At 64.3% G+C, this 18,107-nt stretch carries 4 protein-coding genes; all 4 read right to left on the bottom strand.

Annotation, left to right across the window (positions count from 1 at the left end; genetic code table 11):
- Positions 1-51 precede the first annotated feature (51 nt).
- The 4 genes from BLU71_RS06745 to gspE all read right to left on the bottom strand — a co-directional run bounded on the left by BLU71_RS06745 (position 52) and on the right by gspE (position 16,892).
- Entirely contained in the window at positions 52-12,537 is a 12,486-nt protein-coding gene (locus BLU71_RS06745; RefSeq protein WP_083352620.1) for a filamentous haemagglutinin family protein, read from the bottom strand.
- A 192-nt stretch (positions 12,538-12,729) separates the two neighbouring features.
- Positions 12,730-13,836, bottom strand: coding sequence for a substrate-binding domain-containing protein (locus tag BLU71_RS06740; RefSeq protein WP_064362798.1), 1,107 nt, complete (start codon positions 13,834-13,836; stop codon positions 12,730-12,732).
- Between the two features lie 438 nt (positions 13,837-14,274).
- The gene (gene gspF / locus BLU71_RS06735; protein WP_083352619.1) at positions 14,275-15,486 is read right to left on the bottom strand and encodes a type II secretion system inner membrane protein GspF; all 1,212 of its coding nucleotides are present in this window, start codon (positions 15,484-15,486) and stop codon (positions 14,275-14,277) included.
- Positions 15,486-16,892, bottom strand: a complete 1,407-nt coding sequence (gene gspE, locus BLU71_RS06730; protein WP_083352618.1) for a type II secretion system ATPase GspE — start codon at positions 16,890-16,892, stop codon at positions 15,486-15,488. Before gspE ends, gspF begins: the two co-directional genes overlap by 1 nt.
- Positions 16,893-18,107 lie beyond the last annotated feature (1,215 nt).

Raw genomic sequence — 18,107 nt, 5'->3', positions numbered from 1 at the left:
ATAAAAAAAGGCGGCCAACCGGCCGCCCAAACGTACTACACGAGAGTCCTTTTACAACGTCAGCTGCCCACGCTCCTCCTCGGTCAGCTGCTGCTTCGCCTGTTCATCCAGCGCCCCGGCGCCGAGTACCTGCACCGGGCTGTCCGGGTTGTAGCCCGTCGTCGGCGCTCGGCTGGCACCATCGCGCGTTGGTGCCAGTTGCTCATTGCCGAAGCTGAGCACCTGCACAGTGAACACCGAGGCCTGGTTCTGCCGCGCCGCTGCCTGTTGCTGACGGGCGACGTCTTCCGCAGCCTGGGTCGCCGAGGTAGCCGCCGAACTGGCCGAGGTAATTGCGCCGGTGTTGACCGCCGACACCACTGGCACGCCGGTCGCTTTGCCTTGCACGGAAATGTTCGCGGCGTTGACCACCGTCAGCGCGGCAATGTTGACGTTGCCGGAGACGCGAATCCCCGCCTCGCCGGCATCGATGGTGCCCAGTGGCGCGATCAGGTCGATGTTGCCCGGTGCCACCTCGGCGATCGGGTTGAGCGTGGCGATACCGGCGCCAGTGCTCGGCACCGACGGCGACAGCGTGACGTTGCCCCAGGTGTCGTACACACGTTTTGGCGGTGTGTAGACCACGGTGGTTTTCGAGCCGCGACCGGCGTTGATGTCGCCCTCGGCGGACCAGCCGAGAATCGAGCCGCCGAAGGTGGTCATGATCCGGCTCTGACCGAGCAGAATGCTGCCCTGCGAGTACAACTGAATGTCGCCCGAGCCCTGGGTGATGATCCCCGCTGTCGACGGCGGCGCCGCGCCTTCGATGCCAAACACCTGGCCACCGCCCGGCGTGAGCATCTGGATATCGCCGCCAAACAGCGTCTTGACCCCGGCGCCGCCGTACAGGGTGATATCGCCGTCGTAGCGGATTGGATTACCGGCCACATCGGTGGTCGGGAACAGCGCCGCAATGGCGTTGCGACCGCGCAGGTAACTGCCGGTGCGCGGGCCATCGGCATCGGTGTATTCCAGGCCACCGGCGCGCAGTTCGGCGAAGTACACCTGACGGGCGAAGATCGCCTGCTCGGTACTCGGCAGTGTGGCGTAGAAGGCTCGCGCCTGCTCATCGCTACCCTTGAAGCCATAACCCAGGCTCAGCCAGCTCTGCAGTTCTTCGACGTAGGTCTTGACCACTTCGCCCGGTTGCGCGCTGAGGGCCACAGCGGAGTCCGCGACGTTTTGCGGGTTCAGGTACCGCGCGATGAAGCGTGAATACTCCGGCCCCTGCACGCCCGCGCCTGCTTGCAGCACAACACTGGCGCCCGGTCGGTTATCGCCTGCGGCAATCGGCCCGAGGCTGGTCACACTGGCGCGGTCCTCCATGAGAATGTTGCGCCCGGCATTGATGTCCAGCAGGCCGGGACCGGCGATGTCAAAGCTGCTGTAGAGAATGTCGCGCCCCGCTGAGACCCGTGACACATCCCGGGGATCGTTATGGATGAACAGATTACCGGTAGACGTCGCCGCATTGGCGCCGCTGCCAATGTCATCGGCCACGGTCGATGGCTGGCCGAGGAAAGTGCCGGAGGCGACAATGTCGCGCCCTGCCAGCATCCACACCGGGCCGGCGGCTTCGTACCAGGTCTGGTTCGACGGTGAAAAGCTCAGCGTCTCGCCACTGCGAACACCCACCAGATCACCACTCAACGCATAGAAACGCGCCGGCGCCTGCACTGCGCTGGCGGAGGAATACGTGTCTGCACCGAAGGCAAACAGCGGGTAACGCAGATTTTTATTGGCCTGCGTGCCATCGCTGCTGTAGTTGCTCACAAGTGGCCTGCCGGAGGTACTGCTGGCAAAACCGTTGAAGGCTGGAGCAAACGGTGTAGCAATGGCCGACAAGTTCGCCCCGGACTGATTGATGGCATAGCCGCCGGCATAGATCGAGTCACCGGCCAGCAGCTCCAGCTGCCCTCGGTTGGACGGCGCCAACAGCAGCGAATATGCGAGCAACGGATAGGCGCTCGCCTGATTGTAGGCGGCGGACGGGCCGGCATAGATCGAACCCTGTGCCGCGACTGCGCGCAGGATCGACGGATAGACAAAGCGGCCATCCGTCGGCGCCGTGTTGCTGCCGGTGACCAATTGGCCGTTGTAGAACTCGGCCATCTGGGTGCTCGGCGCGAGATTGCCGCCAGCGGAAAACAGCTCGATGGCGGTGTGATCGGTCCACAGCGAAAAACTGCTCAAGCCGCCGCCGGCATGCTCGACGCCGTCATGATCGGTGAACGGCGTCGAGTTCTGCAAGCGCACCCGACCTGGATCCGCCGCGCCACCCAACACCAGATCGCCGCGTGTGCTCAAACGCATCCCCGAGTCGCCGGGGATCAGCGCCAGGCCTCCGCCGGCATTGCCAACCGTTGCCGTGAACGGATCGTAGGCACGTACTTCGCGCGGGTCCTGCAGGGCGGCTGACGCGCCGTACTGCAAGTTGATGCCGCCCAGCGCGGCACTGTTCATCTCGGCCGCACCGCGCAGGTTGATCAATGCGCCTTGCAGGTCATGGCGCGGTACCGAAATGCCGTTCTGCCCTGCCCGAGCCTGCAACGATGGGTTGAGCGTACCGCCGATGCGAATGTCCATGTCGCCGCCGCCGGTCAGTTGCAGGCTGCCGTCGCTGGCGACTCGCCCGGTACTGCCCACCGCCACGATCAAGCCCTGACTGCGCGGATTGAACTGCGTGTCGCCGAGCGTCTTGAGCATGCCGGCATCGCCACCGGCGCGCAGGCTGATATTGCCGCCACCCAGCGTGCCAAATCCGGTGAAACCCACCAGATAAGGCCCGGTATCGACACTTTGATCCGGCAGCGGTTGGGTCGCATAGCTGCCGAAATTGATCCACCACGCAGTGGGCACGTCAGCGTTGCCACTGCCCTGGCGCCACAGCCAGTTGCCCACCGAGACACTGGCGACCTGTTCGCGAAGGTCGGCTTGCGAGTTGACGGCGCGACGGCCAACCGTATCGCCGGAAAGCGACCCGCCGGCATGGACAGTGAGATTGCCGCCAAGCGTCGGATACCAGGCCTGGTAGAGACTGTCGGCACCGCCATCCACCCACTTTTCATAGTCGGCGCCGCCGCTGCCCAATACGCTGCCGTTGTCGGTCAGGCGGCCGCGCGGCTGATTGAAACGCGGATCGACATCGCTGGCCTGGGTGCCGGCGGTGTACACACCGAACGGCGAGTCCATGCTCAGATTGCCGGCCGCCAGCAGGTCGAGATCGCCAGTGCCGGTGCGCAGCACGCTGAACATCTGCGTGTGCGGAGAAACCGTGATGCCGCCCTTGTTTGGCGTGCAGGACGCAGGATCGGCATCGCACCAGAACATCTCGTCATCGGTGACCGGCGTACCCGCCGGCATGCCGGCGATGTTGTCCGGGGCCCAGAGGAACTTGGCCGGTGCGATGCAGGCGCCCGGCAGGATATCGCACAGGTACAGGTCGTCGGCGCTGACCACATCGCCCGCCGGGTAACCCATAGGGTTGCCCTCAGCCCAGACGGTATCGAGTTGTTTCTCGACCACTTTCAAACCGTAATGGGTGTCGGCCAGACGCAGATCACCGTCGCTGGTCAACGGTTTCACCGCGCGGGTATCGGCCGCCGCCAGATCGGCGCCGGCCACCACGCGCATCGACCACGAGGCACTGCCCGATGGCAACAGGCTCGCCACCGCCCAGTTGCTGCCCTGCTGGGTGGCGTTACTGTAACCACGCAGCTCGATAAACGCAGTGCCGTCGGCCAGGACCACGTCGGTCATCGACGGAATCAGCGACCCGCGCAACAGCGCCAGGGCGCCGCTCAACTTGACGCCGACGGTGGTGTTGTCGACACCCAGCGCGCCGGGCAGTGGCACACCCTTGGGCCAGAGCATCGCTTGCAGCGCCGTGGCGTTGCTCAAGCGAGTGCCGGCGCCCAGGCGACTGCCGGCAGGCAGACTGACGCTGTCGCGCAGCAAGGTGCCGGCGGCGTACAACAAATTGCCCGACGCATCGTGGATCGCACCCGCCAGCACGGTTCCGGCGCTGATTGTGTAAGCCTCGGCCAGCGTCCCGTCAGTGGGCAGCACTGTGCCGCTGGCTAACGTGCTGGCCTGAATCGGCAGGTCGTAGTTCAGTGTTGTGCCCGAGGGAAATTGCGTACCTTCGGCCAGGGTCACGCCGCTGCCGGGCACGATCAGGTCGCCGCCAAACGGCTGTACCCCCGGCAGCAGCTTCCAGCCGGCGTCATCGACCGTTTCCGGCGGCGGCGCGAAACCGTCGTTGAGACTGCCGTGGATATCGAGATTGCCACCGGCGCGCATGACCAGGCTGCCGGATTCGCCGGAGCCGTAAACCGCGGTCTTCTGCGTGTGCGGATTGAGGCTCGCATAGCGATAACGTGACAGGTCGATATCACCCTCAACCAGCAGATCGCCATCGCTGCGGTTGCTGACAATCTCGACCCCCGGACGCAGATGGAACGCATCGGCATACGTGGCATTGTTCAGGCCGGCGAGTTTGCGTTGCAGCAGATCCGAGTTGGCCAGCGCGGCATCAATGAAGTAGGTGCTGTCGACATCGATGCGATCGAACAGCGCCTGATCGATCACTTGATACGGCCGGCCACTGGCGGCCGGATCAACGCCGTCGCGGGCATCGCTGTAGCGGCGCACACCGTTGAGACCGATGGAGCGTGCGCCTTGCACGGTCAGCGTACCGCTGGCGTCGATGGCGATGTCGTTGCTGCCCAGACGCGGCGCATTGAGTTCAAGCGTGCCGCGCGGCAGACCATCGTTCTGCCCTGGCAGATTGCCGACCGGCGCATCGGTGCCGTGGCGCAGATCGATACGGGCACCGGAGGCGAGAGTCAGCGTGCCGTCCCCGGCGTTGAGTTCGACCATGGCGCGGTTCGGTGCGTCGATGAGCTTGCCGTAGCTGTCGACCCGCAGCACCCGGCCGTGAGCATCGAGCAGCGCATTGCCGGCCACTGTCAGACCGTTTTTCGCCGACAGACGAATGTTGCCGACCCGCTCGCCACTGGCGTCAATCACGCCGGCCACGGTGAGGCTGCCATTGTCCACTGAGACATTGACCTCACCGGCCCTGAGTCCATCGCCAATCAGCAGATCACCTTGCTTGAGCTGGAAGCTACGGCTGCCGAACACTTTGCCGGCATTCAAGCGCTGGTTGAGCGCGGCGAATTGCTCGCTCAGCTCGCCGCCCAGGTTTTGCGCCCGGATATCCACGCCGCCGGCCTTGTACGGCACCAGCGTGCCGCCGGCGTCGTAATAACCGCCGCTGGCGCCAAGGATCTCGCCTTGCAGGTCGACTACCCCGGCGTCGGCCGCAAGCGCCACTGCGCTGAGGCTGCCCGCCTGATGGTTCTGCGCCGACAGATCGATTCGCGAGCCAGCGGCCTGGCGGATATTGCCGTTGTGGCTGAACAACGCCACATCACCGCCCCAGCTGTATTTGTTGACATCGTTGAAGACCAACGTGCGACCGGCCAGATCCAGCCCTGCGTTGCTGGTCAGCGTCAGGTCGTCCTCTGCCTTGACTGTCAATTTGCCGCTGGCCAAAGCGATGCGCCCATCGATCACGACATTGCGCGCCGCGAGCGTCAGCTCGGCGCCCAGCGCATCGGCCGATGCCTGGCCGCCGCTACCGGTCAGGAGCAAATCGTTGCCGGCCCTGAAGGCGTTGACCGAAGCCGCTTCGCCCGTGAGCAAAGGCGTGCGCAGGGTCAGATTGCCGCCGCTGTAGGCGTAGCCGTTGACCGGGTCGTACGCGCCCTGTTGCTGATACACCGCGAGGCTGCCCTTATGGTTGGCGGTGATGCGCTCGCTGGCGCTCAGGTTGACGTTGGCAAACCCCAGCGCAAGGCGATCGTTCTGATCCAGGCCGCTGGCTTGCGGGTTCGGGCCGTAACCGAATTCGATGCGCTGCGCCTGAATGTCCAGTGTGCCTGCCCCGGTGCCAGCCCCCAGGCTGACGACACTGCCGGGACGCTGCGGGGCGCCGTTCCAGGTGAGCCGGGCAGTACGGAGGGTGGCCACGTCAGTAGCCTCGCCCTGACCGTAAATGGCCGGCGTGGTCAGAATCAGATTCTGCAATCGGCTCTGGCCGGTCTGCCGGTCCAGCGTATCGAGGGACAGACTGCCGAAGAAATTGAAAGCGTCGCGGGCGGTCAGGCTCAGGGTTTCCAGTGCGGGAGCGCCGTACTGCGTGTCGCCCTGCAGCAGCCGGTCAAGCACGTTCTGGCTGAGGGTCAGCCCCGCCGGCACGCGCTCGCCCGCTGCGGCCAGCGCCTGGGCACTGCCGGCGTTCACATTGCCCACGGCGAGGGTCAGGTGGCGGGTGCCGAAGCGTACCGACTCGCCGAGTTCGAACTGTTTGTCAGTGGCGGCGGTGATACTACCGGCCGAATACAGCAGCGCCGGCGCCTTGCACACCTGCGCCAGGCAAGTGCCGATGCAAATGGTCCCGGCCGCCGTGCTGTCGTTCACTTCCGGCGCAAGGACGTTGGTCCAGCCGTTGGATGCGAGCAGCAGGCTCGCCGCGCCCGGCTGATAGATATAGCCGGCCGAAGAGTCGTACGACACCTCACCACGGCCGAGCGTGTTGATCCCGGCGCCGGCTTCGACCGTGATGCCACCGCGCGCTGTGTTGGTCCGCAAGACCACCTCGGGGGCCGACAGAATCGCCCCTTCGCGCAAGGTGATCGCCGACATCGCGCCCTCGAACGAGATGATATTGCCAGCCGTGGCGTACTGCACGGTTGGCTGTGCACCGAGGGTCAAGCGCCCGGCGTTGAGCCTGTTCAGGGTCTCGGCATACAACGACACGCCGCTGAAACCGGCGCTGCGCTGGTGTCCGGCACCGAGCACTTCAATCTCGTCCGCGCCGCCGCGTACCACCGCGCCACCGGTCATGCCGCCTGCGGTCGGCTTGAACAGGACCTGGCCATTGAAATCCACGGCACTGTCGCGCTCGCCGCCCTGAAGCAATAGCAGGTTGAGGGTTTTGCCGTCCATCGGCGCCAGCGCTCGCGGCACGCCACGCCGCGCGGCGTCACTGCGCACGAAATCGGTGAAGCTGGTTTCGTTGTACTGCGAATAACGGCGCAGCACGTCAGCCGAAGTAATGATGAGCTGGCTGGCGATACTGTCGCGCACGCCGGTGTTGGCGATCGACATCTGCCCGGCACTGTTCCATGAGCCGTTGCGCATTTGCTGCGCGGCGCCTGTGAGACTTTGCGCAACCTGACCATTGACCTCGACCCGAAACGCGCCGGGCAGCAAGGCAAAGGTCGAGGGCAGCAGCGTGTAGGTACCAGCCGCCAGGCCCGGCACGCCGACGCCAATCGTCACCTGCTGGCCAATACGCGGATCGACCGCACCCGCCTCCCCCAGCATCGGCGCGTAGGCGCTCTGGTTGCCCGGCACGATCGCATAGACCGGATTACTGGCCAGCCCCGGCAGACTGAAAGTGCCGTCGGCGGCATTGCGCACCAGTGGGTTGAAACGGGCATCGGTGGAACCGCCGCGTCCCGAGACAAACCCGGCGCCGCGCAGATCACCGCCACCGGACAGATCGATAACCGCGCCGTTCTGCACATCGACATATTGCGATTTCAGCGTGACGCCTGCAGGCCCACCGGCGATGCCCTGCAACACCACCGACGCGCCGTCATAGCGATAGTCGATGCCATCGGTGGTGCCGCCATAAGGCATGAGCAGACCGGCGCCGCTGACCGATGTAACACTGCCCGGCAGCAGGTTCAGCTCGCGGGTCTTGGTGAAGATATCATCGCCCAGGCTGATCGCGCCAAGTGGTGCGCGCAGCGTGCCGCCCTGCTCGATGTGGCCGGCGATCAGCGACAGGCTGCCAAACACCGAGTAAGGCAGCGCGACCGGTGCCGGCCCGTTCTGAGCGACGCGCAGGGTATGCACCGGGTCGTCAGTGCCGTCCTGATAGCCGACGCGCACTTCGGCGGTAACGCCGCTGGCGGGATAGATCTGCGCTGCCGTGAGATTCAAGTCGCCCGCCGTCCACAACTGCGTTTTGCTTTTGTCGGCCGGCGCGAGGAAACGCAGGTCGCCACGGCTGCCCAGCGTCACCTGTTCGAAGCCGCGTCGGCTGACCTCGCTGGCCGGCGCATTCAATTGCGCGACCGAGCCCTTGGCGCCGAAAGACAGGCTGTTGGCCACATCGAGCAAATCCGCCGACGCTGTGAATTGCGCGGACGACAACGCCGGGGTCGGGCTGTTGAGCACTTGCGGACGGATAGAACCGGGGATGGAAAAATACGTGCCGATGCCGGACAGGCGAATGTACGGCGCCGTCAGATTGATACGCGACGCGTCCGGCGAATTTTCTGCCAGCGACAACGCACCGGCATACACATTCAGGCTCTGCTTCATGTGCAGATCGACATCGCCATCGAATGACAACAGGCCGTTGCTGAACAGACTCAGATTGTCGAAACCGCCGGACATCAAGCGGTCGGCGCTCAGACGTGCCTGGCCATAGTGCAAGCCGTCATCGGCAGCGCCTGGCTGCAAATCATTCGGCAGCAACGCGGCCTGCGCTTGCTGACCGATGACGATTTCACGCGGACGGCGCACCGTGTTCTGCGCTGCCGACAGCAGGTACAGCGGCGTATCCAGCGCAATCTCCAACTGCCCGCCTGCAGCCGTTGCACCACCCGCCGCAGCCTGAAGCTGACCATCGATGTACAGGCCGTTGTAGGAACTCAGACTGATCCGGCCACCGTCGCTGGCGACTCGGGTCTGACCTTGCCCCACGACATCGATCACCGCCTCGGTGCCGCTCGCCTCCAGCCGCGCGCCCTCGCGCACAATGATGTAGGCATCCGCCGCCGTCGCCGTGGCCTGTTGCGCATTGATCTCGCCGCCAATGACGATGCTGCCGCCCTTGTCGACCTTGCCGTAGGTACGCCCCAGCACATCGCTGGCCGTAGCCGATCGACCGGCGACATCGAGCACTGCCTGTTCACCGATCCAGATCGAGCGATCATGAGCCTGCGGGCCAAGGTTGTCGCCGAAGGTTGCCGGGTTGATCGCAGCAAACTGCTGCTGGCGAATGTCGATGGAGCCGCCCCAGGCATTCAGTTCGCCGTTGACGGTGATTTGCCCGCCGCCGCGCAGGTCGATGCGCTGGCCGGGGTCGACCGTGATCCGCGAGCGCTGGCCCAGCGTCAGGGTGCTGGTAGTCGGGTCGATCAACCCGATCCGGCTGGCGCCGGCCTGCAACGCAAGACTGGCGCCCGCGCGCTGGGTCAGCACGCCCTTGAGCGGATCCTGCTGGTACAAGTCCGGGGTCCACAATTGCAGTGCCGAGCGCGGATCGGCACCGCTGGCCTGGCTGGCAGCCGCCTCGGCAAAGCGGTACACCGGCATCGTTACATCGATCGCCGCACCGTCGGCAAGGTCCAGCCCCTTCAGGCCGATGACGCTGTAAGCGGCGAAACCTTTATTGAACAGATTCGAATTCAATTGCAGCGTGTCATCGGCCAGCGCCTGGTCGGTCTGGCCGATCAGCACTTTGCCGGCCTGAATCGTCAAGGTGCCGCCGCCCGTCACGCCATAACCACGAATGTCGCCGTCGAGACGCAGATGCGTGGCGCCCGGGGCGGTAATGGCGTTGGACTCCAGCGTCACATCCCCGCCCTTGCCGCCGCGGGTCTTGCCGTTGACCAACACCGCACCGCCGGAAGTCGCGTCGAGCAGGCTGCCACTGCCGATCTCGATATCACCACTGCTGCGTATCGCGACGCGGCCAGCGTTCACATAGGCCAGGCTGGCGCTGTCATCCGGGTTGGTGCGCAGGTTGCTCCACAGCCCGCGAGTGTCGAGGCGCACGCCGTCGCCGAGCGAAACTCGGGTCGGCTTGCCCGCTTGCGCGGTGATCAGCGTGTCGGTGCGGGTGGTCGACAACAGTTGATTGAGCACGTTGCCCAGTTGCAGGCTGCCGCCGCGTGCGGTCAGGTCGGCGTTGACCTGCACATCCGGCGCGTACAGGGTGATGTCGCCACCGGCATCCACGCTGAGTGCATCGTTGACCTCGATGCGGTCTCTCGCAGCAATCTTCACTGCCCCCGGACGCCAGCTGTCGAGCTGCGCGGTGTCGAGATACAACTTGCCCTGGCGCGCCTCGGCAACTGCCCCGGCAAGTCCGGTATCACCGGCATCGACCGGGCGCTCGCCGCCGAGCTGCACCTGATCGAGCAACGGGTTGAGGCTGTACAACAAGCCCCCGGCCGACGCGATATACGCCGGGTCATAACTGCCGACGATCAATTGCCCACGCCGGGCCAGCGCGGTCTGGCTCTGCGCGTAGCCATCGATGACCGCACGCGGTGCCTGGGTCTGGCGCTCGCCCTGATAGACCTCACCGAGCATCTGCCCCTCAAGTACGGCATTACCGGTGGCAATCACCAACTGACCGGCATCGCGGCCCACGGTGTAGCCGGATTCCCGACGACTGCCCGGCGCGATCAACGGGCTGTAGTAATAGTGGCTTTGGCCCCAGCGTGCGCTGCTGTTCTCGTAGCCTTTGTACAACCCGGTGTAGAGCAGGTCTCCCGGTGCGCGGGACACCTCGTACAACTTGCCATCCGCGCCGCGCAGCCAGCTCTGGCGAATCTCGCCGCTTTGCACATCGAGCGTGCCGCCCGACAGATTGATCAGCGAACCTTTCTCGGTGACCACATCATTGCCAGCGAAGCTCAGCGTACCGCCCTGCGCCATCCACTCGCCGATGCCATGACCCTGGGTGCCAAGGTAGCCGCCCACCTCAAGCAATCCGCCCGCCGTGTACCAGCGATCCGTGGCATAACCATTGGTGCCGGCCGGCACATGCACCAGTTCACGCACGTCGACCCAGATATCGTTGCTGTTGAGCGCACCTTTTTCCCGATTGACCGACGCATCACGCTGCTCGTTGCCTTGCACGTTGATCTTGATGCTGTTGTTTTCCATCGCGACTTTCACGCCAATGGCCCCCGACACATCGATCATCGCGCCGTCGCGCACCACGCTGCGACGCCCCGCTGTCACCGCGACCTGACCACCGGTCGCGAGGGTGATCGAACCCTGCTGGAACTCGACGCTGCCGCCACTCTGAATGTCGATGCGCGACTGATCGCTGCGGATTCTGTTGTTGGCGTTGACCCCGGTCAGCGCCGCCTGGTGCTGGCTGTCGAGCGCCGTCAGGTCACTGCTGTCGAGCAGAATGGCCGTGGCACTGCCCTGCCCCAGCGTGACACTGCCGGTGCTGTCACTTGCCGGGTTGAGCAAATGCACGGTGCCGCGCGTGGCCACCGAAGTGCTGGCCAGCGCCACGCCGTTTTGCTGCACGTCATGCCCGGTCAGGGTGATGTCGCCGGTTGCTGCCTGAATCAAGCCCTGGTTACTGACTTTGCCGGCGGCGGAATCGGCGTTGAAGCCGGGAACCACCTCGTTACCGAACGTCGTGGAAAAACCGTTGCCCTCGGTACCCGAGCCTTTGCGGATATAAAAACGATCGCCCGCGCCAAGCACGGTCTGGCCTTTGGCGGTGCTGATGCTGCCGTCGTTCTGCACTTCGTTGCCGAGCAGCAAGGCATAGCCGCCGGCATCGGTGGACTTGCCGGGCTTGTGGGTTGCAATCGTGGCGCCGCGCTCTACCAGTACCTTGCCGGCGGCATCAGTGAAGGTCGGTTGACTGGCGCTACTGTCGACATACAGCCCACGCTCGCTAAATTGAATGTCGGTGATATTGGCAGCGGCGGCGACCAGATTGCGTACGTTGACCTGGCTGCTGCCGCTGAAGACGATGCCGTTGCGGTTGATCAGCATCACCGTGCCGTCGCCCTTGATCTGGCCCTGAATCTGACTCGGCCGCGCCGTCGGATCGTTGACCCGGTTCAGAACCGCCCAATTCGCCTGCTGGGCAAATTCGACGGTAGTGTTACGGCCGACGTTGAAGGTTTCCCAATTGAGAATCGCCTTATCCGCCGTCTGCTCGATACGCACTTGGGTCTTGCCATCAGCCTGGGTCTGCTGCGGGCCTTTGGCGTTCTGCCAACCCTGCGTCAGGCTGTTGTCGACCTTCAGACCGCCCTCGCCGAGACCGTCCGGGACGAACTGCACCGAACCCAACGCAGTCGCCCGACCGGCCGCCTGCGCAGCCTGTTGCGCGGCGATCGCGGCCACCGTGTTGTTCAACGTCTGAATCGAGCGTTGCAACTGCTGAGTGGCTTTCTGCTGCTGTGCCAGCGGCGGCGCCATGCCCGGCAACCCGCCCGCGTTCGGTCGGGCCGCTGCGCTTTGCTGGGCGGCACCCTTGGCGGCAAACCAGCCCGAGCTGAATGCCGTTTGTGCGTGCGCGCTGCCAGCCACCAGACACAACGCCACAGCCTGCGCCAGCGGCTTGAGCAGCCACAGCGCCGGGTCAGCGGTTTCTCGTTGGGACGAGGGGGCGTTGTTACGACGACGGGACGGGCGAGCAAGCATCACGACAAGATCCTTTTCTGATAAGCCGCAGATCGGCAACAACCTGCTGTCAGGACGTAGGCGGTTGTCGCCGGCCACGACCGAACAGATGTCACACAAACTTCATGAATGAGGAGTAACGGCGCCCCAAGGCAAAAAAAATGGCAGCCCGAAAACGGGCTGCCATTCGTGTTGCCGGGTGAAACCGCAGGCTTATGGGCGGCCGATGGCGTTGCACACGCTGGCGTTGTTGATGTCCAGCTTGTTGCCCGAAGTGTTGCTGACGAAGTTGGCGGTAATCGCGTTCTTCCAGTTGGTTGGCACGATGCTGAAGCCGTGCGCGAGGGTTGCGGCGGCGTTGCCCGGCACGCTGTAGTGGGTGGTCAGGAACGCTTTGACGTCAGCGGCCACAGTCGCATCCTTGTAGCACTGACCCAGGATCAGGTTGGTGTAGGCGGAGATCGGGTAACCGCTGGCCGGGTTGGCGACCACCGGAGCCCACTGCTCAGGTTTGGTCGGATCAGTCGGCAGAGCGGCGGTCGACAGCGCCGCCGTTACGTTGGCCTGAGTTGGCTGTACGCCGTTGACGCGGGCAACCACCGCGTTGTTGGCGGCGGCAACACCGTCCGGACCGACATAACCGAGCGAACCGTCAACCAGGTTTACGGTTGGCGCTACGTTGGCGGTATCGGCAACGCCTACCCAGTTCGAAGGCAATGCAGAACCGGCTGGCAGGCGCGCATTGGTGAACGTCGAGTTGGTGGCGAACTTGGTTGGGCAGATCGACGCCAGGTGACGGCTGAAGATTTCCGTGGTGCCGCTGGAAGTGCTGCGGTAAACGATGCGGATCGGCGTGGTGTCAGCGGTGCCGAGCAATTGACCCCAAGTGGTCTTGGTGCCGGAGAACGCGTCGCACAGTTGCGCGCTGGTCAGGTTCAAAGCGGTCTGACCGGACTTTTTGTATGGCACGGCAACCGAAGTGGCTACCGATGGCAGCTGGATCAGCGGGCCGTACGCAGTGCCGAAGTTGGTGGTGTAAGTGGTCAGCTCAGCGGTGCTCAGTACCGAATCGCTACCGGCGAAGTGCACGGTGCCGGTGGTGTTGAACAGTGCCGAGTTGTTGGTCAGGAAAGCGCTCTTGCCAGTGCCGCTACCGGTGCCCAGGTAGCTGAAGTTGGCTGGCAGGATGCTGTTGGCAGAACCTTTGTACAGCGCGGCAGGCAGCGTCGCGCCACCACCGGTAACGTTGGCGGCCATGGCCTGGGCGGAAGCCAGAGCGGCGACGGTCAGTGAGGCGGCGATCAGAGTGCGCTTGAACATGAAGAATCTCCTTTTCAACTTGGTTTGGAACACAGGTTTCGGAAGGCTTGCATGACACCGGGAGGGTCCACCGTGGTGGAGCCGCAGGGAGAAATTCGCAGTTTCCGGTGACAGATAAAGGAAAAAACCTCGGGAGCTGCGCGGGGATTTTTGTGCGGATTTCTCGGGTGTTCGCGGGGTATCGCGGGGCGTCTGGATCGCGGGTTTGGCTGAATCGGGCTGGAGCCGTTGGCGGGTGGTTGCAGATGACAGAATGGAGAACCCGAGGATGGTCGGATTGGCGCTCGGGTGGTGCTGAGGCTGGTGAAAAATATTTGAGTTTTTTCGTGTCGGGACCGGCGCTTTCGCGAGCAGGCTCGCTCCTACAGGGGAACGCTTTCCAAATTGTAGGAGTGAGCCTGCTCGCGATAGGGCCAGTCCAGCCACAACCGATTCTGCCTATTGCACGAGTTGGTTGATCTCAATAATCGGCAACAACACCGCCATCACAATTACCAAAACCACCCCGCCCATCACCACAATCATCAGCGGCTCGAGCAACGCGGTCATGCCCATCGCCCGTCGTTCGATATCCCGCGATAGGGTCTGCGCCGCGCGCTCAAGCATCGGCGGCAGCGAGCCGGTTTTCTCGCCGCTGGCGATCAGGTGAATCAGCACCGGCGGGAACACATTCTCCACCCGCAACGCGGCGGCGAGGTTGACGCCTTCGCGCACTTTCGCCGTGGCCTCGCTGACGCTCAGGCTCAAGCGGTCGTTAGACAGGGTCTGCCGCGCCGCTTCCAGTGCGCGCAACAGCGGCACCCCCGCGCCGCCGAGAATTGCCAGCGTAGATGCGAATCGCGCGGTGTTCAGGCCGAGAATGAAACGCCCGAACAGCGGCAATTTCAGCACCCGGTGATGCCAGCTCAACCGCGCTGCCGGACTGCGCAAGTACAAACGCCAACTCCAGAACGCCCCGGCCATGATCGCTGCGCACAACCAGCCCCAGGCGCGAATGAAATCACTCGCTGTGAGCATCGCCAGCGTCAAACCGGGTAAATCCTGCCGCGCCTGGGAAAAAGCGCTGACCACCTGCGGCACCACGTAACTGAGGAGGAAAATCACAATGCCGATCGATACCAGCCCGACCACACCGGGATAGATGAACGCAGTAAGAATCTTGCCGCGCAGGTTGTTGCGTTCCTCGATGTAATCGGCCAGGCGTTCCATCACCTGGGCCAGATCACCGGACTCTTCGCCGGCGGCAATCAGCGCGCGGTAGATCTCGGGGAAATCCCGTGGCCGCGACGCCAGCGATTCCGCCAGACGCATGCCGCTGCGCACATCGGCGCGTACGGCGCTGAGGGTCTGGGCGATGTGTTTTTTTTCGGCCTGCTCGACCGTGGCACTCAGCGCTGCTTCCAGCGGCAGACTGGCGCCGAGCAGGCTCGCCAGTTGCCGCGTGGCCCAGGCGAGGTCGTTGTCGGAGAGTTTGGCGCTGAACAAACCACCGCCACCGTGTCGGGCGACGTTGCTTTCCTCGTGCACCGACAGCGCCGTCAAACCGCGCCCGCGCAAGGCACTGAACGCAGCACTCTGGCTGTCCGCCTCAAGGTGCCCGGACTCGATTTTTCCCGCGGCATCCGCCGCTTCAAAACGATAGCGATTCATCAGGCGTCCCGTGTCACACGAAGGATTTCTTCCGGCGCGGTGGCACCGCTGCGAATCCAGCGTTCGCCGTCCTCGCGCAGGCTGAACATCCCCGCTTTCGACGCCGCCGCGCGCAAGGCCTGCTCCCCTGCCCCTTGGTGAATCAGCGTGCGGATGTCGTCGTCGATGCAGAACAATTCATGGATGCCGGTGCGACCGCTGTAACCGGTGTGGTTGCACGTCGCGCAGCCGACCGGGCGCCAAGTGCCAGGGGTGGCCGGGTCTTCCTGTTTGCACTGATTGCACAGGCGCCGCACCAAACGTTGCGCAAGGACGCCAAGCATTGATGACGCCAGCAAGAACGGTTCGACGCCCATGTCGATCAGACGATTGACCGCCGACACTGCGTCGTTGGTGTGCAGCGTCGCCAGCACCAGATGCCCGGTGAGCGAGGCCTGCACGGCGATTTGCGCGGTCTCGAGATCGCGGATCTCGCCGATCATGATGATGTCCGGGTCCTGCCGCAGAATCGCCCGCAGTGCGAGGGCAAAGGTCATGTCGATCTTGGCGTTGACCTGAATCTGACTGATCCCCGGCAGGTCGTATTCCACCGGATCTTCTACGGTGAGGATGTTGCTGGTGCTCGCATCCAGACGCGCCAGCGCCGCGTAGAGGCTGGTGGTCTTGCCGCTGCCGGTCGGCCCGGTCACCAGCACGATGCCGTGGGGCTGGCGGATCAGGTGGTCGAGTCTGGCCAGCACCTGTGCGTCCATGCCGAGGGTTTCCAGCTGCAGGCGCCCGGCCTGTTTGTCGAGCAAGCGCATCACCACACGTTCGCCATGGCCGGTCGGCACTGTCGAGACGCGGATATCGATCGGCCGCCCCGCTACGCGCAACGCGATCCGCCCGTCCTGGGGCAGGCGTTTTTCGGCGATGTCGAGCTGGGCCATGATCTTGATCCGCGACACCAGCGCACCGTGCAACGCCTTGCGCGGCGAGACCACGTCACGCAGGGTGCCGTCGACGCGGTAGCGCACCACCGAATGGGTTTCAAACGGCTCGATGTGAATGTCGCTGGCCTCGTCGCGCGCGGCCTGAGTGAGCAAGGCGTTGATCATGCGAATTACCGGCGCGCCGTCCTGGGTGTCGAGCAGGTCGGTGATTTCCGGCATGTCCTGCATCAGCCGATCGAGATCGACCTCGTTCTCGGCCGCGCCGACCACCGCCGCCGCACTGCCGGTGTCGGCGTAAGCGCTGGCGAGCAAACCGTCGAGCTCATCATCGCGCACCCGCTCGACCTGCGTCGCACCGAACTGCCTGCGCACTTCACTGATCGACCAACCGGGCGTCGACGGGCACACCGTCAGCACATCGTCACGCAGCAGAATCCGCTGCGCCTTGGCCCAGGCATAAGGCAATCTACTCACGAAACACTTCTCCCAAAGACCCACGACTGCACCTGATCCGTGTGGCTAGGGAGCCCGAGCACTGAACAGCGAAGACCGAAACAGAGGCCACCCCTCCCAAACTCCAACACACCCCCTGTGGCGAGGGAGCTTGCTCCCGCTGGGCTGCGCAGCAGACCCAAACCCGGCAAACCGGTTTTTTCAGGTACACCGAGTGCAGCGAATTCGCGGCGGCTGCGCCCCCGAGCGGGAGCAAGCTCCCTCGCCACAGTCATCATTCGGCTCAGGAGCATGGGCACTCTTGGACAGCGAAGACCGAAGCAGAGACCACCCCTCCCAAAAGCGCACATCCCCCCTGTGGCGAGGGAGCTTGCTCCCGCTGGGCTGCGCAGCAGACCCAAACCCGGCAAACCGGTTTTTTCAGAGACACCGAGTGCAGTGGACTTGCGGCGGCTCCGCCCCCGAGCGGGAGCAAGCTCCCTCGCCACAGGCATCATTCGGCTCAGGGGCATGGGCACTTTTGAACAGCGGAGATCGAAGCAGAGACCATCCCTCCCAAACCCCCACACACCCCCTGTGGCGAGGGAGCTTGCTCCCGCTGGGCTGCGCAGCAGACCCAAACCCGGCAAACCGGTTTTTTCAGGTACACCGAGGACAGTGGACTTGCGGCGGCTACGCCCCCGAGCGGGAGCAAGCTCCCTCGCCACAGTCATCATTCGGCTCAGGGGCATGGGCACTCTTGGAAAGCGAAGACCGAAGCAGAGACCACTCCCAAATGCCCACACCCCCCCTGTGGCGAGGGAGCTTGCTCCCGCTGGGCTGCGCAGCAGACCCAAACCCGGCAAACCGGTTTTTTCTGATACACCGAGGACAGCGGACTTGCGGCGGCTGCGCCCCCGAGCGGGAGCAAGCTCCCTCGCCACAGTCATCATTCGGCTCAGAGGCATGGGCACTGTTGAACAGCGGAGACCGATGCAGAGACCACCCCTCCCAAACCCCCACACACCCCCTGTGGCGAGGGAGCTTACTCCCGCTGGGCTGCGCAGCAGACCCAAACCCGGCAACCCGGTTTTTTCAGACACACCGAGCACAGCGAATTCGCGGCGGCTCCGCCCCCGAGCGGGAGCAAGCTCCCTCGCCACAGTCATCATTCGGCTCAGGGGCGTGGGCACCCTTGAACAGCGGAGACCGAAGCAGAGCCCACCACTCCCAGACTCCAACACATCCCCTGTGGCG

Source organism: Pseudomonas moraviensis, assembly GCF_900105805.1.
GTDB lineage: Bacteria > Pseudomonadota > Gammaproteobacteria > Pseudomonadales > Pseudomonadaceae > Aquipseudomonas > Aquipseudomonas moraviensis_A.
Note: the sequence above shows the minus strand (reverse complement) of the source record. Positions and strands in the feature narration are given on the sequence as shown.